This is a genomic window from Bacillus sp. FSL H8-0492, assembly GCF_038006145.1.
In the GTDB taxonomy this organism is placed as follows: Bacteria; Bacillota; Bacilli; order Bacillales; family Bacillaceae_G; genus Bacillus_A; species Bacillus_A mycoides.
Map to the genome: position 1 here is coordinate 4,587,904 of NZ_JBBOUP010000001.1, position 19,658 is coordinate 4,607,561.

The 19,658-nt window shown below is 37.3% G+C and carries 18 protein-coding genes; 9 read left to right on the top strand and 9 right to left on the bottom strand.

Annotation, left to right across the window (positions count from 1 at the left end; genetic code table 11):
* Nucleotides 1–106: 106 nt before the first annotated feature.
* The 5 genes from MHH66_RS23660 to MHH66_RS23680 form a co-directional block, all read right to left on the bottom strand.
* A complete protein-coding gene (locus tag MHH66_RS23660; protein WP_078184670.1) occupies nucleotides 107–1,966 on the bottom strand; it encodes an FtsX-like permease family protein in 1,860 nt (619 codons plus the stop codon).
* Between the two features lie 16 nt (nucleotides 1,967–1,982).
* Entirely contained in the window at nucleotides 1,983–2,744 is a 762-nt protein-coding gene (locus MHH66_RS23665; RefSeq protein WP_002067633.1) for an ABC transporter ATP-binding protein, read from the bottom strand.
* Nucleotides 2,745–3,049: 305 nt separating this feature from the next.
* On the bottom strand, nucleotides 3,050–4,072 hold the full coding sequence (locus MHH66_RS23670) for a DUF418 domain-containing protein (RefSeq protein WP_078184671.1): 1,023 nt from the start codon (nucleotides 4,070–4,072) through the stop codon (nucleotides 3,050–3,052).
* 136 nt (nucleotides 4,073–4,208) lie between these two features.
* Nucleotides 4,209–4,358: a hypothetical protein gene (locus MHH66_RS23675; RefSeq protein WP_001129345.1), complete on the bottom strand. Its 150-nt coding sequence runs from the start codon at nucleotides 4,356–4,358 to the stop codon at nucleotides 4,209–4,211.
* 15 nt (nucleotides 4,359–4,373) lie between these two features.
* Nucleotides 4,374–4,637, bottom strand: coding sequence for a YtzC family protein (locus MHH66_RS23680; RefSeq protein ID WP_002089099.1), 264 nt, complete (start codon nucleotides 4,635–4,637; stop codon nucleotides 4,374–4,376).
* Nucleotides 4,638–4,748: 111 nt separating this feature from the next.
* Between MHH66_RS23680 and MHH66_RS23685 the strand changes: the two genes are divergently transcribed.
* From MHH66_RS23685 to MHH66_RS23710, 6 genes are all read left to right on the top strand, one after another.
* Nucleotides 4,749–5,708: a TIGR01212 family radical SAM protein gene (locus MHH66_RS23685; RefSeq protein ID WP_078184672.1), complete on the top strand. Its 960-nt coding sequence runs from the start codon at nucleotides 4,749–4,751 to the stop codon at nucleotides 5,706–5,708.
* Nucleotides 5,705–6,277 carry a class I SAM-dependent methyltransferase gene (locus MHH66_RS23690; RefSeq protein ID WP_078184673.1) on the top strand — a complete coding sequence of 191 codons (573 nt, stop codon included), beginning with the start codon at nucleotides 5,705–5,707 and terminating at the stop codon, nucleotides 6,275–6,277. The genes MHH66_RS23685 and MHH66_RS23690 overlap by 4 nt, the downstream gene beginning before the upstream one ends.
* 135 nt (nucleotides 6,278–6,412) lie before the next feature.
* Nucleotides 6,413–7,246 carry an ABC transporter ATP-binding protein gene (locus MHH66_RS23695; protein WP_002067630.1) on the top strand — a complete coding sequence of 278 codons (834 nt, stop codon included), beginning with the start codon at nucleotides 6,413–6,415 and terminating at the stop codon, nucleotides 7,244–7,246.
* Nucleotides 7,247–7,264: 18 nt separating this feature from the next.
* Nucleotides 7,265–7,945, top strand: a complete 681-nt coding sequence (locus tag MHH66_RS23700) for a hypothetical protein (RefSeq protein WP_002067629.1) — start codon at nucleotides 7,265–7,267, stop codon at nucleotides 7,943–7,945.
* Nucleotides 7,946–7,969: 24 nt separating this feature from the next.
* Nucleotides 7,970–8,644 carry an aspartate/glutamate racemase family protein gene (locus MHH66_RS23705; protein ID WP_078184674.1) on the top strand — a complete coding sequence of 225 codons (675 nt, stop codon included), beginning with the start codon at nucleotides 7,970–7,972 and terminating at the stop codon, nucleotides 8,642–8,644.
* Between the two features lie 155 nt (nucleotides 8,645–8,799).
* Complete coding sequence (locus tag MHH66_RS23710; RefSeq protein ID WP_078184675.1) at nucleotides 8,800–10,101, top strand: PepSY-associated TM helix domain-containing protein; 1,302 nt, start codon at nucleotides 8,800–8,802, stop codon at nucleotides 10,099–10,101.
* A gap of 35 nt (nucleotides 10,102–10,136) precedes the next feature.
* On the opposite strand, the gene MHH66_RS23715 is transcribed toward MHH66_RS23710, so the two are convergent.
* Together MHH66_RS23715 and MHH66_RS23720 are read right to left on the bottom strand one after the other, a co-directional pair.
* On the bottom strand, nucleotides 10,137–11,201 hold the full coding sequence (locus MHH66_RS23715) for a tetraprenyl-beta-curcumene synthase family protein (RefSeq protein WP_002138728.1): 1,065 nt from the start codon (nucleotides 11,199–11,201) through the stop codon (nucleotides 10,137–10,139).
* 40 nt (nucleotides 11,202–11,241) lie between these two features.
* Nucleotides 11,242–12,045, bottom strand: coding sequence for an alpha/beta hydrolase (locus MHH66_RS23720; RefSeq protein ID WP_002089108.1), 804 nt, complete (start codon nucleotides 12,043–12,045; stop codon nucleotides 11,242–11,244).
* Between the two features lie 74 nt (nucleotides 12,046–12,119).
* Here MHH66_RS23720 and MHH66_RS23725 point away from each other — a divergent pair, with 74 nt between their 5' ends.
* From MHH66_RS23725 to MHH66_RS23735, 3 genes are all read left to right on the top strand, one after another.
* The gene (locus MHH66_RS23725) at nucleotides 12,120–12,632 is read left to right on the top strand and encodes a gamma carbonic anhydrase (RefSeq protein ID WP_002015678.1); all 513 of its coding nucleotides are present in this window, start codon (nucleotides 12,120–12,122) and stop codon (nucleotides 12,630–12,632) included.
* 145 nt (nucleotides 12,633–12,777) lie between these two features.
* Nucleotides 12,778–13,308 carry a phosphatase PAP2 family protein gene (locus tag MHH66_RS23730; protein ID WP_002167520.1) on the top strand — a complete coding sequence of 177 codons (531 nt, stop codon included), beginning with the start codon at nucleotides 12,778–12,780 and terminating at the stop codon, nucleotides 13,306–13,308.
* A gap of 12 nt (nucleotides 13,309–13,320) precedes the next feature.
* Entirely contained in the window at nucleotides 13,321–14,463 is a 1,143-nt protein-coding gene (locus MHH66_RS23735; RefSeq protein WP_078184676.1) for a glycosyltransferase family 4 protein, read from the top strand.
* Between the two features lie 127 nt (nucleotides 14,464–14,590).
* Here the strand turns inward: MHH66_RS23735 and MHH66_RS23740 are convergent, their stop codons facing one another.
* On the bottom strand, nucleotides 14,591–15,190 hold the full coding sequence (locus tag MHH66_RS23740; protein ID WP_002199072.1) for a TasA family protein: 600 nt from the start codon (nucleotides 15,188–15,190) through the stop codon (nucleotides 14,591–14,593).
* A gap of 217 nt (nucleotides 15,191–15,407) precedes the next feature.
* Complete coding sequence (locus MHH66_RS23745; RefSeq protein WP_078184677.1) at nucleotides 15,408–19,544, bottom strand: S8 family serine peptidase; 4,137 nt, start codon at nucleotides 19,542–19,544, stop codon at nucleotides 15,408–15,410.
* Nucleotides 19,545–19,658: the final 114 nt, after the last annotated feature.

Consider the following 19,658-nt stretch of genomic DNA (forward strand, 5'->3'; position numbering starts at 1 on the left):
TCCTCCTTTCAGTTCCTGTTACTTTATACATTTAGTTTATGTTACTTAATTACATTCTATAACACAATTAAGTAACATATCAACGTTTTTTATTATTTTTTCGTTATTAATCTTCTTTCGGAAGAACAATTCCTTTATATAATTGAACTGTAATGAAGTAGTAAATCGCATAAATGACTACGAAAATTACAATCGGTACCCAAATACGGAAATACGGATCAACTAAAATGAAACCGAAAATATTCATACCAACTAATACGTGAGCAATACCCACAATTGCCGGGAATAGGAATACTAAGAATAACTCTTTATAAATAGATTTTGTTAATAATTCACGGCGCACACCGATTTTACGAAGCATTTGATAACGCGTAATATCTTTTGATGCACCAGAAAGAATTTTAAACATTAAGCAACTTGCCATCATCGCTAAGAAAGCAATTCCAAGGAAGAAGCCCATAAACACTGTTCCACTCGCAACACCGTAGAACATATCGTAAGCTTGATATTTACTGTTCATTCTTTCAGCCGTTACATTTTTATATTTATCTAGCTGCAACTCGTCAAGTTTTTTCCATTCTTTTGTGTATGTTAAAAAGTCATCTGTTTTTCCGATAAATGCTATACCTTCTTTACCATTTATCCCATCGTACATTTTTTGATCTACAATTTTAATTGCATGATCTTCGTATATATAATATGGCTGGATTGTACTAAAAGCATCAACCCATTCTCCTGGAAGTTCTTTAGCGTTCGCATCTTTTTCATTCATTTTTCTAGAAACTGCACCTACTGGTAGTTCCTCTGAAACTTTTTTCGTATTTACTAAATCCTTCATCGATTCCATATTTGCCATATCTTTTACTAAAGGACGATTGTTCTCTAAATCTTCTTTTACATAGTAAACGTATTTATCGTCAACTTTGTAACGATATTCATTTTTCTCTTTAAATGGAATACCATCTAAAATTTTCTTTTCTTCAGCTGTAGGATTATGAACAACTGAATCATATATTACTAAACCATCGACCATTTTTATAACGTTATTTTTAAACGCCATACCACCTGAAATTGCACCAGCTCCAAGAGCAACTAACATTGCTACTGTCGCAAGCACTTTCGTTAAACTATTAATACGGAAGTTTAATTGTGCAAATGTAAAAGCGTTAAGTCCTTTTTCACTACGTTTTTTATTACTTTTTAACTTTTTAATAATAACTGGAAGAAGCGATCCAAACAGCATGTAAGTACCAGCTGTTGTTGTAATTAATGCAATAAGGATTCCCATTTCTCTTAGTTTTTCCATGTAAATCATTGATGCATAGCCAATTCCTAATAAAATAACAGCAAGGATTGCAACGACACCTGTCATTTTTCCTTTTACCGCAACACGTTCTGTTTGTGCATCTGCATGTACAAGTTGCAGTACTGAAATACGTGATAACTTAATACTGTTCATAATTGCCGATAATACAAATAGTGCGAAGAAGAAAATGCAAGTAACAGTCATAGATGGTAGATAAAATGCCTTATAGCCTTCACCAGCAAATTCTAATTGTTTCATTAATAACTGTCCGATACCTTCTGCAAGTCCTACACCAACTGTAAGTCCAATCGCAAGAGACGCAGCACCTAATACAATCGTTTCAATAAACATAAGTAATGTAACTTTATGCTTTTTTGCACCTAACATCATATACATACCAAACTCTTTTTGACGAAGAGATAATAAGAAAGAGTTCGCATATAAAATATAGAAGAACGTTATAATTGCTAATAAAAATGAACCTGCTTGGAATACGAAACCAATAGACTTAATAACAGAATTGGATTCGATAAATGCTTTATTCAGCGCTAACGTTTGGAACATATAAAAAATTGAAATTGACATGACAAGACCAACAAGTAAGACGATATAATCTTTCAGCTTACTCTTCAACCCCGACATGGAAAGTTTAAATAACATACTGGAACCTCCTTTCTTACGCTTTTTGTGTACCTAAATCTGCAAGCACATCTAAAATTTCTTTATAAAACTCTTCACGTGTACCACCGCGATGAATTTCTTTATATAGCTCACCATCTTGAATGAATAAAATACGCTGACAGTAACTTGCACTATATGGATCGTGAGTAACCATCATAATAGATACGCCTTGTTCTTCATTTAAGTTTGTCATCGCATCAAGTAAACTCGCTGCATTTTTAGAATCAAGAGCTCCTGTTGGCTCGTCCCCTAAAATAATTGCAGGCTCATGCACTAAAGCGCGCGCTGCTGCCGAACGCTGTTTCTGTCCACCAGATACTTCAGTTGGATACTTTTGAAGTATCTCTGAAATTCCTAACATATCCGCTACTTTCTCTACTTTCGGACCAATATTACGTGAGGAGACACCTTGAAGTGAAAGTGGAAGTGCAATGTTCTCATAAATAGATAAGTTCTCTAATAAGTTAAAGTCTTGGAAAATGAATCCTAACTTTTGCGAACGGAAATCAGAAAGCTCACCTTGCTTCATTTTCGTAATGTCCGTCCCCGCAATTTCAACAACGCCGCCCGTTGCTTTATCAAGCGTTGAAATTACATTTAATAATGTCGTTTTACCAGAACCAGATGGCCCCATAATCCCAACAAACTCACCCTCTTGAATTGAGAATGAAACACCTTTTAACGCATGTGATTGGTTCTCACCTTTTTTACCGTACACTTTTTGAACGTTTTTCACGTCTACAACTGGTTTCGTCATATATATCCTCCTACGCTTGTTTTTCCATTACCTATTTTGCGCCTTTTAGGGGTAAACTGCTATTTGTTAACATTACAATTACCTTACACTTTTGTAATATAAAAAAGGAGAGCTTGTAAGGTTGGCTTTTTTCCTTTTAATCTTAGTGACACATTAAGTCGGTGAATGCAATTATATTAGCGATTTTCAAATATATCGACCGTAACACCAAATATATCAGCGATTTTCAAAATATATCGATTTACCGACAAAAACTGACAATAAAAAATGGGCTATTCCACAAGCGGAACAGCCCATTTCTATCTTTATTTCTTTAAAGGTGTTACCGTCCAATACGTAACAACTCGCCAAATCCATTCTAATGGACCCATTTTAAAGATTTTCATCCAAATCACACTAAACACAATTTGAATTGCGTAAATTGCAATACATACATATAACGTCTGCATGTACGTTAAGTTTCCTGCAAAGTTAAATACACTGCCCGCAATTAAAATCATTGCAGTTTGTCCAATATAATTTGTTAAAGCCATACGACCGTAGTATTTCAATGGTGCTAACAATGTTTGAACTGATTTTAATTGAAGTAGTAAAATTAATGCTCCAACATAGAAAGCTGAAATGATTGGTCCAACTGTAATACCAATTTTTAAAAATTGGCTTGCAGCATCCATTGTTCCATCTTCGTTCTCCATTATCCCATTTATAAATGGCTCAGCAGGAACGTGCCCATATTGATACCATAAAGCTATCACACTTAAAACAAACATAACTCCTGTAAAAATAGCGACTTGCTTTATTTTCGCTGAAAGATTTTCAAATACTTTGTACTGTCCTGCAGCAAGACCTAATAAAATTAAACCTACAGGCAATAATTCCTTAGCCGCCATAATACTAAAAGCTATTGTAAGAATAAGACCGATTATTAAATTTATCTGCTTCTTCACTTTATAAAATGGTAACGTGACTAATCCACAAATTGCGTATAACGCTAGTGCTTCTCCGGGCTGAAACATTTGATGAATTAAACCAAAAATAAATAGTGCAACTAAGCGGCGTAAAAATAAAACATATCCATTCTTCCCTTTTGCAATCGCTCTTGTGATGAAGATATAGAATCCTACTCCAAATAAGAATGAAAAGATTGAGAAGAAACGACCTTCTACAAATAAGTATAGAAACCTTTGATAACTTGCATCCACTGTATTAGGGTCTGGAACTTTAATATTAAGTAACGCCAAAATATTTACTAAAATAATCCCCAGTAATGCGAAGCCACGAATGTAATCTAACTCATCAATGCGTTTGTTTGTAATATTGTTCCCCATAATGCAACTCCTTGTCCTAAATTAAATCCTCCCTTACTCTACTGGAAAAGTAAGCCCACAACTATCGGAAAACCTTACAGAAATATTACATTATTGTCATATAACAAAATAAAACCAGGTCATACTGCGACCTGGTTTACTCTGATTGCTTCGATCTTTGAGGTTGTCCCTTTTTACTATTACGCTGTTTCACTTGAACAACTGGATCAAGTTCATTTGAAAACTCAGCGTTATGTCCATTTTGTGTTTTTTGCTCTGGATTATTTTGATCTGAACGTTTCGCCATTACATTCACTCCTTATTAGTGCGGTGTAATAATCATTTGATGTTGCAATTGGCGAATTGCCATACGTGCTCTATTTAACTGCTCACGCTGCTCATCATTCGCATGTTGCTGCATAGTTTGTAAGTCGTTATATGCTTGTTCTAATTGTAACTGAGCATCCGAATATTCCATCGTATTGTAATGCTCTTGTCTCATGCCTTGGTCTAATTGTTCTTTCGCATATTCCACCGCTTGTTCTGCCTGTGTAATATACTCTTCAAGTGATTGACGCTCTGCCATAATTGTCCCTCCTTGCTTCAATTCCCCTTTAGTGTGTCCCTTCCATATGAACCTTATGAGTATGTTATAATGGATTTTGTTTCATTTTGACTCGTCTTAGGAGGGAAAGTAATGAAGGTTCAAAACCCTTTTCCATATACAAACGACAATAAACGTTATCATACATGGAATTACCACTTACGAAATGAATTTGGTGAAAAAATCTTTAAAGTTTCATTAGATGCTGGCTTCGATTGCCCGAACCGTGACGGTACGGTTGCTTACGGTGGTTGCACGTTTTGTAGTGCTGCTGGATCTGGTGACTTCGCTGGTGATCGCCGCGATGATGTTATAAAGCAATATCATGAAATGAAAGAAAAAATGCGCTCAAAGTGGAAAGACGGAAAATGTATCGCTTATTTCCAGGCGTACACAAATACACATGCTCCACTTGAAGTGTTAAAAGAAAAATTCGAACCGCTTCTAGCAGAAAAAGACGTTGTCGGTCTTTCTATCGCAACTCGTCCAGATTGCTTACCAGACGATGTTGTTGAATATTTAGCGGACTTAAATAAACGCACGTACCTTTGGGTTGAACTCGGACTACAAACTGTTCATGAACGTACTGCAAATCTTATTAATCGCGCTCACGATTATCCATCATATGTAGAAGGTGTAAATAAATTACGCAAGCACGGCATTAGAGTTTGCTCTCATATTATTAACGGTCTTCCCCTTGAAGATTACGACATGATGATGGAAACAACTCGTGAAGTAGCAAAACTTGACGTACAAGGAATTAAAATTCATTTACTTCATTTATTAAAAGGTACGCCAATGGTGAAGCAATATGAAAAAGGTCAATTAGAATTCCTTTCTCTTGAAGATTACGTAAGTCTCGTTGTTGACCAACTTGAAATTATTCCTGAAGATGTAATTGTGCACCGCATCACAGGTGACGGTCCACCTGATTTAATGATCGGTCCAATGTGGAGCTTAAATAAATGGGAAGTATTAAATTCCATCGATGCAGAATTTGTACGCCGCGGAAGCTGGCAAGGAAAATATGCAAATGAGGAGAAACAAAAATGAAATTAGAACGTGTATTACCGTTTGCTCGCTCTCTGCTGCAAACGGCTGTTAAAGAAGGCGATTACGCTGTAGATGCAACGCTTGGCAATGGACATGACACTTGCTTCCTAGCTGAAATCGTTGGAGATAACGGCAAAGTATTTGGATTTGATATTCAAAAAGAAGCAATCGAAAGTTCTACTATCCGCCTGAAAGAAAAAGAACTTTTCGAACGTACTGTTTTAGTTCATGGTAGTCACGATACACTCTTATCCGTATTACCAGAAGACGCAAAAGGAAAAGTAACAGGCGCAATTTTCAACTTAGGTTACCTTCCAGGCGGTGACAAGCATATCGTCACAAAACCGAACTCAACTCTCTCGGCTATCGAACAATTACTAGGCGTAATGGCACCAGAAGGTATCATCATCCTTGTTATTTATCACGGTCATCCAGAAGGACAAGTAGAACGCGACGCTGTTCTCAAATTTGCAGAAGAACTAGATCAAAAAGAAGCTCACGTTTTGCGATACGGCTTCATTAACCAGCAAAATAACCCGCCATTTATTGTGGCGATTGAGAAACGATAATATATCAACGATTTTGCCGATATATCGATTGTTCGACAAAATATATCAAAAAAAGACGTGCATTCATTGCACGTCTTTTTCTTATCCTCCTATATAATGGATGTATACAATATTTGAAGAAAGAAGGATAGAACTTTGCTAGTAGAACTAAGGGGAATTCAAAAGAAGTATGGCAAATCACTTATACTAGACAACATCGATTTATCCATTCCAGAAGGAGAAGCACTCGCTATTATTGGTGGGAACGGGACTGGAAAAAGTACTTTACTCAAAATAATTGCAGGCTTTATTCCACCTACGGCAGGGACACTTCAAAGAAAAGAACATATACAAATCGGTTATGTCCCTGAACATTTTCCTGAAGGAATTCGTTTTACATTAGAGGATTATTTATATCATCTCGGCCACATTCACGGTTTATCAACAAAATATTTAAGAAATAAAATTCCGATGCTCCTTGAATCTTTTCATCTACATCATGCAAAGCATTACGTTGTACGAAACTTTTCAAAAGGTATGAAACAAAAAACAGGCATTATGCAAGCATTACTTACGGACGTCCATTTATTAATTCTAGATGAACCTCTTTCTGGGCTCGATCCTAACTCTCAGCAAGAATTAGAGCATACTTTACTCTCATTAAAACAACAAGGCATATCTATACTCTTCACATGTCACGAAAAACAACTACTAGAAAACTTCGCCGATAGAATTGTGACATTAGCAAATCATACAATTGCGGAAGATACCTCTGTGCAAAAATCAACAGAACAGGTCTATATTGAGGCAATTGTTCACGAAACATTTTCATCTATAGAACTACAAAAGCAATCAGGATTTATACAAGTTACACACAATTCAAATCAAAACCTCATTCAATTACAAATCGAAAAGGAATATACAAACGAAATGCTTCAGTTTTTATTACATAAAAAAGCATCTATCACACTGCTACAGCCTAATTTTTAAATCGAAAGAAGGTTTATTATGTTTGCGCTTATTCGTTACCATTTTCTCGACTACACAAAATCGTATAAGTACATTCCTCCTATTGCGATGTACTGCATAAGCTTACTTTTTGTATATACATATAAACCAACTCCCATTGTACCGACATACTTAGAAACAGCACTCGCACTTTATTTATTATCTGCCTGGATTACAGTCACAATTTTTCATACTGAAGATCCTGTACAAGAACAAATCACTATTTCACATACAAATAATATTTCGGCATTATACGTTGGTAAATATATTACGGCTCTTCTTATTTGTACTGTTTTATCTTTTATATCCGTAATCTATCCAATTATTTTGCAAATGTTTAATGAAAAAATGACAGCTTCTTTATTTCTAGTCGGATTTCTCGCTCACATGTCTTTATCTATACTAGGAATTTCAATCGCAACATTATTTACTAGAAATATTATTCAAAAAGCAAGCACCGCTTGGCTTAGTCTTACATTTATATTACTTATGACGATTGCCTCAATCCGGTTAAAAAAAGAGTTACTATGGTTTTTACCACCTGTCGAAAGCTTTATAATGCTTGGACAATACAAATATAATATACTTACTCATACTCTATGGCTTACAGCTTGGGCTATCGTATATTCATTTTTATTACTTACTTTATTTCTTTTTCTCGTTCGCAGAAAACGTTTTTGATTACATATTAAAGGGGACTAAACAATGATTGGAATACTAGCAGGAATGGGTCCAAAATCAACCGGACCATTCGTCGATACAGTTGTAGCAGGGTGCCAAACAATATATGGAGCAAAGCATGATATGGACTTTCCTCATATGATGATTTATTCGTGCCCAACACCGTTTTACATGGATCGCCCTATTGATCACGAGGCGATGAAAAAAGCGATTATTGAAGGAGCACAAAAACTTGAAAGTACTGGTGTAGACTTTATCGCTATGCCTTGCAATACAGCGCATCTTTATTTCGAGGAATTACAGCGTTCTATTACCATTCCTATTTTGAATATAGTCGATGAGACGTTAAAAGCAATTCCTGAAAATACAAAAACAGTCGCTCTTCTTGCAACAGAAGCGACTGTTCAAGCAGGTATTTATCAAGATGGGATTGCAAAACGTAATATAGAGTACGTTCATAATGAACAATGGCAAGAAATGATTAATCAAATTATTTCTTGTATTAAAGGCGGAGAAATTGAGGAAGCTCGCAAATTATGGAGTCTGCTCGTTTTACAGTTAAAAGACGAAGTAGATACCGCTATTATCGCATGTACCGATTTGAATGTCGTGGTGAGTGAGGACTTTGTTGATTCCGCTCAATGTCTTGCGAAAGCAGTTGTTAGGATGTATGCATCAAATATAAGAAGGTCTTCATAAACATAGAACACATCCCTTTTGAAATGTGTTTTGTGTTTGATAAAAATCCCCAAAACTTTTAACTTTTTTCACAATTTTTTCAAAGTAATCACACTTAATCTCGCTATATTAAATAAGTAGTTTATTCATATAGGGAAGGTTAGGGGAACTGAAGTATGAAACAAAATCGTTCGCTTCATTACATTTTTTGGCGTTGGCATTTTTATGCTGGGCTTTTTATTACGCCGCTTCTTATTACTTTGTCACTGAGCGGAATTGGGTATTTATTTCGGGAAGAAGTTGAGGATTTTATCTATAAAGATTTATATTTTGGGAAGAGCGCCCAAACAGAAACGATTTCGATGTCTGAGTCTATTTCATTAACAGCGAAAAAATATCCGCATTATAGTGTGGCGAAAATTAGTGAGTTTAATGGGGATTATAATACGAGACTTACAATCGCAAATGAATATACAGGAACGCAGAAATATGTTTATTTAGACAGCAACAACCAAATTGTTGGGGATCAAAATGCAGATGAAACGTTCGCAAATATTATGCGAGAATTACATAGTTCCCTTTTAGTCGGTGGAACTGTCGTCAACTATTTAGTAGAACTTGCAGCGTGCTGGACAATCTTTTTAATTGTGACTGGGTTGTATATGAGTATACGCCAATTCAAAAACACACCAGCATCCAATAAGCGAGAAAAGGCAAAACGACGTCATTCTATTATCGGTATTATATTTACAATTCCTCTCGTTCTTTTAGTTGCATCAGGTTTACCTTGGTCAGGATTTATGGGTAACCAAATTTATAAAATCGCAGCGTCGAATGAATCAATCGGATATCCGAAATTGTATATGGCACCACCTGAATCAAAGGTAAAAGAATTACCGTGGGCAACAAGAAAAGAAGCTCCTCCTGAATCTAATTCAAATGAGCCAAAAGCAATTTCAGTTGATGAATTACAAAAAGGCATTGAAATAAAAAAGCCATACGTTATCTCACTACCGACTGATCCAAAAGGTATATTCACTGTTTCGAAATCGAGCGGTTCTGGTATTACGGGTATGCACGTGGCACCAAATGAAGAAATAACAGCTTACTTTGATCAATATAACGGAGAACTAATTTCAAAAACGGACTATCGTGATTATGGATTATTTGCACAATGGTTCACTTACGGTATCCCGCTTCATGAAGGACATTTATTCGGATGGCCTAATAAAATATTATGCTTACTAACGACGTTATCTTTATTACTTCTCATCTATTACGGAGTAAAAATGTGGTTAGCAAGAAAACCGAAAGGCAAATTAGCTGCACCTCCTAAACAAAGAGATAAGAAAAGCACATTCGTTTTCATTATCATGATAGTTATACTGGGCGCTGTCATGCCTTTATTCGGACTTTCTGTTTTAGTTATTTTCGCGATTGAACTTCTCATATATGTATTTTCAAAAATACGATCATAATAAAAAAAACCACTCAACATGAGTGGTTTTCTTCATCACTGCGCCATTTTCTTTCGGTACATCTTCCCGTTCCAGTAGAAGAATCGTGAAGTGAGCCCTCCGTATTTTACAATGCGCCGTGCCATTTTGTTCATATTCTTTTGCGCTGATACTTTTTGGTCTGATAAGTAAATACCAAGTAATCCTCGGCTTATGAGACGATGAAACTTCGCATGAGGCAAATCACCAATGCTCTTCTCTGCTTCTTCTACAAAATGTTTCATACGATCTAATATAGCTTGCTCGTTTTCATAATAACTACAGAAATTCAAATCTCCTCCGATACGGTCTTCTTCTTGATCGATGAAATAATCAAGTAAAATGTGAAGTCCTTGTACGTAAGGAAAGTATCCTTGTCTAATTTTCACAATATCTTCTTCATGTAACTCATCATGAAATGCATATGCTACAAGACAGAAAATTCCAAGCGTAGAACCTGCACATGCTGAAAACTCAAACCAACTCATCGGTGGTAAATTTTCTTTATGCGCTTCAAACCATGTTTTTAAGCGTGGTTCTCTTTCTTCTAACTTCACGTGTTTATGAATTTGCAAATCACAATAATAACAAGCAAGTTCATGAAGAATTGGAGCAATTTTATCATAATGCTTCGTTTTCTTTAAAACATCCTGACATGTTTCAACAAGCTCATCTAAATAACCACCATCATCTTGATCATCACGATAACGATAATAGTTACCGCCCCCTTCAACTTCAGGGCTTAATGCCATTACCATCGACTCATGAAGAGCCGCAAAGTCTTTCGGGTCAAGTGATGTACTACGATCACATAAATTATCTAAATAGTCGCTAATCGTTTGATAAGCTACGATAAAACGAATACATTCCTCACGATGTTCATTTGCTAGTAGCGCTAAAATACCACCGCCTTCACAATGAAACGTTTTATTTTCAATACTTGCGATCGCTTGACTATGAAGCTCGTCATTCGGAATATGGTAGGCACGCTCTTTCCACATCGCTAGCTCATGGTGTACAACCGGAAACACATCACGGTATACTTTGGCCATGAGCGTTATGGGATTACTCGGTACGTTCACTTCTTCCTTCATCTCCTCTATTAAATGTACAAATAATAATTTATTTGTTTGTTTCTACTATATTATTGACACGTATTTCAGTAAATGACTGAATATAATTCAAAATTTCATCACGCTCATACTCATTTAATAACTCATGATAACAATTAGGCCACTCCTTATATGCCTTATCACTAATTTTAACATTATCAAACCATGTACGGACACGTGTTTTATCTACAAGTTTATCCTCACACGCCTGCATTAGCAAGAGCGGAACATCTGGAAAATCGTCTATTTTCTCATGAGCAATCTCGATAGACTTAATCAATTCACTATACCAACGTACTGATACTTTACGCAAGAACAATGAATCATTCTCCATCGCATCCCTCACTTCATGATTACGAGTTGACATTTCTACAGTGAGATTTGTTGCAAATTGCAATTTTGGAGCAACGACATTTAATATTTTTGAAGCAGCACGAAGCGAAGCGGAAGGTGCAGCTAATACTCCTAAACAAGGTGAGCTTAGTACAATCCCATCTATGTCCTCTCTTTTCGTTTCTTGCATCATACGAATAACGACAAGTCCTCCCATACTATGACCAAATAAAAAAATAGGCAATCTATATTTCCTTGCTTCTTTCACCCATAACTTTATTTCCTTTATGTATTCATCAAATGAGTCGATATGTCCTCTATTTCTTGAAGTGGTTCCGTGTGCTGGAAGATCGCCCATAACGACGTGATAACCGATATGATTCCACATTTCTGCAACTGCTTCATAACGCCCGTGATATTCCATGGCACCATGCACGATAATAATGACGGCTTTCGCTTCCTCCGCTTCATAGTTCCACATACGAAACTCCCCCATTTCACTCTTTTTCATAATTTGATACACTAAAACTAGTCTCTAGGAAAGGAAGGCTTTACATGATATATCCTTACAAAGAAAAAAATCCGAAAATTGCGAGTAGTGCTTTTATCGCTGACTATGTTACCATTACAGGCGATGTGACAATTGGCGAAGAATCTAGCATTTGGTTTAATACAGTCATCCGCGGTGATGTATCACCAACGATTATTGGAAATAGAGTAAATGTACAAGATCAATGTACACTTCACCAAAGCCCCCAGTATCCTCTTATTTTAGAAGATGACGTTACCGTTGGGCATCAAGTTATTTTACATAGCTGCAAAATTGAAAAAGATGCTTTAATCGGAATGGGATCTATCATATTAGATGGCGCTGAAATTGGTGAAGGAGCTTTCATCGGTGCTGGTAGTCTCGTTTCACAAGGAAAGAAAATCCCTCCTAATACGTTAGCTTTCGGTCGCCCTGCGAAGGTCATTCGCGAATTAACAGAAGAAGACCGTAAAGATATGGAACGTATCCGCACACAATACGTTGAAAAAGGACAATATTATAAATCGTTACAAAAGTGATTTTATCGCTGCCATAAGACTGGCAGCTTTTTTTATGAAAAAATCTAACTTTTTCTTTACAAAACCTTATTATCCCCTCAATAAAATCTTATTAAAATAGAAGTTAATAACTCCATATATATGTAAATGAGGGAGGAAAAATCTCATGAAGGTCAGTGGACTATATAAAATAGAATGTTACATCTTCAAAGGAATTAATCGCTACTTTGATCAAAAAACATTAAACATCTTTTTCAGCAATATTACCCATATCGGTGGTGCAAGTTTTTCCATTGCACTTACCCTATTCTTTTTAATTTTCGCAACAGGGAATTTGCATCAAGCTGCAATTGCAACTGCTATTTCTTTGACAATTAGCCATATTCCTGTGCAAATATTAAAAAGATGGTATCCACGAAAACGTCCTTATTTAACAATTCAAGATGCGAAATATCCAGTACAGCCTTTAAAAGATCATTCTTTTCCATCCGGACATACAACGGCTGTTTTCTCTGTCCTCATTCCATTTATTTGCTATAATCCAAACTTGCTTGCTTTTCTATTACCGTTAGCATTATGCGTCGGTATTTCCCGTATTTATTTAGGGCTTCATTATCCGTCAGATGTATTTGTAGGCATGTGCCTTGGCACTTGCTCTGGCATCATCTCTTTTTATCAACTCATTCCACTCATGTAAAGGAGCGATATGATGAGAGTCGCCATATTTACCGATACATTTACACCACAAGTCAACGGTGTGGCGAAAACTTTGGAACGTTTAACTAAATATTTTCAAAAAGAAAATATCGCCTATTCTGTTTTCGCCCCTCAGCATACGGCAGAAGATAATTTCGTAGCGAATGTGAACAAAATGAGAAGTATCCCGTTAACAATATTATATCCAGAATGTCGCTTTGCCTTTCCTACTCCGCGCATTAAGCGGGAACTTCTTGCCTTTAAACCTGATATCATTCACATCGCTACGCCTTTCAATATGGGACTTTGTGGGTTATATTATGCCAAAAAGTTAAATATCCCAGTTGTCGGTTCTTATCATACTGATTTTGACGCCTATTTACGCTATTACAAAATCGAATTTCTCTCCAATATGCTATGGAACTATTTAAGTTGGTTTCATGGTCATATGCAAAAAAACTTTGTTCCTTCTCCTGAAACATTACATCAATTAAAGAAAAAAGGATTTCAGGCCCTCTATATTTGGGGACGTGGTGTAGATTGCACTCTCTTTCATCCAACTTACAATAAAGACCTATTCCGAAAAAAATATAATATTACAGCGAAATATATTCTTTCCTACGTCGGACGCCTTGCTCCTGAAAAAGATATTGATACTCTTCAAACACTTATTCAAACGACAAACAAAGAACGTGACGATATTCATTGGCTCATCGCTGGAGATGGACCTCTCGCAAAGGGCCTGCATGAAAATGTTCCAAAAACAAATGTAACTTTTACTGGATATTTACAGGGTAAAGATTTAGCTGAAGTCTATGCTTCCTCCGATCTAATGGTATTTCCATCTACTACTGAAACATTTGGGAACGTCGTACTTGAATCACTGGCATGTGGTACACCTGTCATTGGTGCAAATAGTGGTGGGGTTAAAAATATTATTATAGATGGAAAAACTGGAGTTCTATGTGAACCAAAAAATGCGGACTCATTTTTATCATCTATTTATGAATTGTTAAATAATGAAGAAATGCGTAAACAAATGAGCCTAGATGCTCGATCCTATGCTGCTACACAAAGTTGGGATGAAATTTCCAGTGATTTACTCATGCATTATGATGATGTGATTCAAAGTCGAAAAGCGGAAATGCTAGCTTAAACGCAGCTTATGTATCATCAATTTGCAAGATAAAAAGAGATCACACTTCGAAGTGTGATCTCTTTTTATCTTGCGCTTTTATTTAGCGGTTCAGTTGGTACATAGATATAATGAATAAAATTCGAACTTATTTTTCTTCCCCTTTTGTCTGAGCCGCATCGAACGTCCAGTTCAATTTCAATGTATCTCCTTGGAATACGTTTTGATCTTCTCCATTATCTTCAAATATGAATTTCACATAGAAAGTGTCATCCGTGCCTGGAGCAAGTCCGTTTCCTTCCCAGTTTACGACACCTTTTTCTACAAGATCAGGCAAGTTGCCATCAGCAGTAGCTTGTTTCAATTCAGACAAAGTAGTTTCCCATACAGGAACTGTGTTTTTGTCTATGTTCCATAAAAACTCCACTTTGACATGATCACCGAAATCAGCATTTCCATTATCACCTTTTGCATCTGTTACAGTGTAATCAGTAAGAAGATGAACGTCCTTAATTTTCAAAGTACCGCTGTTAATTAAGTGGAAATCGCGTTCTATTTGATCACCTGGTTTGATTTTGTCAACATCGATGATAACTTGTGGATCAATGCTCAAATCTAACGTACCAGCCGCAAACGTGTTTTCTGATACTTCTTTATCACTGAAGTATGCAAACGTTCCGCCTCCGATTAAAGATAAACCAAGAACTGCAGATGCAACACCCATACCAAGTTTTTTCTTAAGACTCATTTTAATAATCCCCCTATTTTTATAATATTTAAACTCCCAAAAAGCTGATAAGCCCATATGAGGTAAAAACGAATTGTTTCCTTATTTGATGCCTTTTAGATAGTCACTAAGTTCTTAATAAAGAACTTAGTGTTTTATTTAAGACCGACTATCTATATTTGCAGAAGATGAAATTCCTCCCTCTTTTATCAACAGCCACTCCTAGGTCACCCTATTTTTATTTCTTCGGTTCTAGACCGATCTGACGTAGGAAATCTGCCAGTCCTTTTTTACCAATTGTTTCTTTTGGCTTAACTACTTCTGGAACGCCGACTTCTTTTTGCAAGAAGTTTTTCTCAATGAAGCGGACATCTGTCTCATTTACGACACCGTCTTGATTGATGTCTTGTGGCAAGATAGATGCATCCTTTTTACCGTATACATCGACTACACTTTGTATATCGCGAATATCAATCAATCTATCACCATTCACGTCCCCCGCAAGATTTTTAGCACGTGCTCCAACATATTGCCCGCGCATCTCACCGTTTACAGAATATCCAGGAATGAATTTCTTCATCGCTTTGAGATGTCCCGGAACATCGAAAACAACTGTGTGTGCTTCAGTAGAAGCTGGGATACCCTTAATGGTGTATTCCCCTCTACTATCAATTGTTCCCTTATATTTTTTACCTTCTGGGGACATTGCATATACTTGGGCACCGATCTTTGAATAATCACCTTTTGGCAAACTACCGTCATTTCTCAAAAATGCTTCCGGTCCGATAAAACCCTGCACTTTCGAATGCGTTGGAATGATGTTAAAGCTTTCCGTATCGACATAAGGAATGGCAGTAGCAGCTGTTTGTCCCGCTTTCATATAAGACGCCTGCTTTACATCAAATTTGGTAGCATTATCGAAATATGCATCACTTACTAATTTGAGCTTTACATCAAGGAAAGGCATATCGCCGTCCATACCGCTAAATGCATTCCCTTTCATAGATGCGCCAACTTTCACCGTATTCTTGTGAGTTCCTTCTGTCACAACAGGTTCTTGCAGCGATACTTCCAAGCCTTTTTCCTCTGCATACTGATTTACCGCATTGTTCAGTTTCACATTCTCAAACTTGAACAGCTCATTCATGAATTCCACTTGGAATTCCCCGGATACAAGTTGCTTCACATTATTGAGACTAAGTGTCATCGTAACTGTATCGCCGACTTTTACATCTTTCTTATCATAACTAGAAGTCGTATATTCCGTACCTTCTTTTACGAAGACATAGTTTTGTGTACCCATTGCCGTTGCCATATCAGACGTAGTCAAAGTCAATTTTAGAGGTTTTGTTGCAATATCACTTGCCTCAATACCGAATTTTACATCTCCATTCGCTTGAATCGGGAAGTACCCATTTATGAATGGAGAGTTTGCAGAGTAACCCATGCTGTTGGATGATTGGTCATAGTTTAAGCCTTTCGATTTCAATACATCCACTGTCGCATCCTTAGCCGTTCCATGCACCCATACTGCTTTCTGTCCATCTTCTTCCGTAAACATGGCGTCATTAACCTCAATTACACCCGGTTTTTTATCCATGTTCACTTCCGGTGCTGTATTGTCCACGATAAGCGGATTATCTGCAACATATGATTTCCCTTCCTCATCGTACGCAATCAATTCCAGTATATAATCGCCTGCTGGAAGCTTCACAGGAAGATCGCCAATTGGCTTAGAAGGATCGTTTGTAAATGGATAGACAGTACCGCTGAATACTCCCATAAGAAAAGTTTCTACATCTGTCAGTAATCTGCTGGCGTCCGCTGTTCCTACAAAACCTACAGCTTTCCCTGTCTTACTGTCCTTAACAAGCACATCGATTGTTTTCATCGGGCTATTCAACTTCATTAATCCGTGAACAAACGGGTATAAACCTTGCCAAAAAGGCGTTGTATTTGTTACGGATGGTGTACTTGTTTTTACATATTCAAATCCCTTTTCTGTCACCATGACAGCGAATGGAATTTGATACGTTTCGGCCGGATTGTTCGTATTCGTTACATGAATATATCCTTCATATCTGCCTTTCGCTGCACTAGAAGGAATCGTAATTTTCGGCTGCAGTTCCTGTGATTGTCCGCTTGCCACTGTAAGAGATGCCGGTACCTCAACTTGTATTCCATTCTTCACCGCATCTTGAATGCCTGTACGTTCACCGTGATACTCCACTTCTACTTTAAAGGATTTTTCTTCTTTGCCGTTGTTTTGAACATTTACTTTTTTGCTTGCTTCAATTGGTTTATCCCCTTGCTTAAAATGTCTGCCAAACATAATAGAACCTGTTTGTTCGTCAATTTCGACAACATTTCCGTTCTCGACATTTTGTGTTTTGTCTAATACTTTAATGGATGTGTCCGTATGAACAGCTTGATACGCATCGATGCGCCCTGCGCCTACTTCGTATACGGAATTTTGGCCATTCAAATCATCGGATGTATTCATAAGAGCCGCTTTTACATCGAAAGGTGTATAATTCGGATGCTGTTGCAAAATCAATGCCGCTGTACCCGCTACGTGAGGGGTAGCCATAGAAGTACCAGACAAACGTACATATGCATTGCCGTAATTTATGCCTTCCTGCGGATCATTGATATATTCCGGGGCAGTAGAGAAAACCGACACACCAGGAGCGACTACATCCGGCTTAATATCGTAGTTTCCATTTACCGGTCCGCGTGAGCTAAAATCAGCTAAGTGATCGCCTTCCGTTTTTGTATTGCCCAGCGTTTCGAATTTGAAAGATACTTCACCTAGCGCCTTTAACCGTTCTCCATCTGCTTTTGACAGACGAAAAGATGGAATCAGACCTACCCCCTCACCTAAGTAGGCGGATATTTGTTCGTCAGCATTGTTATACACGATAACAGCTTTCGCTCCGGCTTTTTGAGCATTTTTAATTTTTTCATCAAACGTTATTTCCCCGCGCTGAATCAGCGCAATTTTTCCGTTTAAATCTTTCCCTGTAAAATCAGCTTGCTTACCAAGTCCCGCAAATACAACCGGTAACGATTGTCCCCCAAGATCTTCTAACTTATCAGGAAAATCTTTACCTAATAACTGCATGTTTTCAAATTTTTCATTAGATGCACTCCCGCTGAATGTAGGAATCGACATGGCAGCATCACTTGCCCCTACTGAAATGCCAAGAGCTGCCGCTCCCGGGGAACCGAGCGTTTTTTCGTTCGGTCCAGCGTTACCTGCGGCAACAACTGTCACCACACCTGAAAGCATGGCGTTATTTACTGCAACAGAAGTGGCATATAGCGGATCGTTCGTCTGCGCACCTAGCGACATGTTGATGACATCCATACCATCTTCAATTGCTTTATCCATCCCAGCAAGGATTCCCGCTGTATTTCCTCGGCCCCATGGTCCTAGTACTCTGTAAGCATATAAATCTACATCAGGTGCCACACCTTTTACAGCGTAATCTGCATTGTTTTTCTTTTGAGCTGCAATTGTTCCCGCTACATGTGTACCGTGGTTTGTGTAATATACATAGCCAGGGGTTGTTGGCTTACCAGCTTTTATCCAATCCTCGTATGTTGTTTCCATCGGATCTGCATCGTTATCAACAAAATCATATCCGCCTTTATAGGCACCTTTTAAGTCAGGATGATTGTAGTCAACACCTGTATCAAGAACGCCAACTTTAATTCCTTTACCCATAATATTTTCTGCATGAAGCTTGTCCACACCAATTTGCGGAATGCTGTCTGCCATTTTCGGATCGATTGTTTCTTTCGTTTCTACCGGAGGTTCCACTTTTACCTCATAATCTTTATAGACACGTTTTACTACTCCAGATTGGATCAACTCCTGCACAGCCACACCAGGTAAAGTCATCGCTACACCGTTGATTGCATTCTTATATTCGCGTGTGATTTCCACTTTTTTCGTATCGTACGTGCCAGCATCCTTCTTCGATTTTAAAGATTCGACATGTTGCTTAAACACTTTATGTTCTTCATCCACTTTTGCTTGTGCAGTAGTAGCAGCTATTTTCTTCCCTTTCGCCGCTTGTTTCATCACTTCAATTTTTGCTGGAGCTTGATTGAATTCCACGATAACGTTAACTAATTTATGACTATTAGTATCAATATCAGGTGAAATCGTAAAGTTAGGATTTGCATCCAATTGCTCTAAAGCCTTTCTTTGATCTGCCGATAGGCTCTTCAGGACTGTCTCCACATTATCAACTGGATTCAGTTCAACCGGACTTTCTGCCAATACGTTATACGGAATACCCTGTGACAATAGCATACCTACAGCTAACGTTCCTATAAGAAGCTTACCTTTTTTTCTTCTCTTCATAGCTCATCCTCTTTTCTTCATATAATTGTTTTACAAACAATCCGTGAAACTAGTAAACTAAGATGCCATTCTGAAAATCAAACAAAAGAAGTAACCTTTAAAGCTATTGATCTT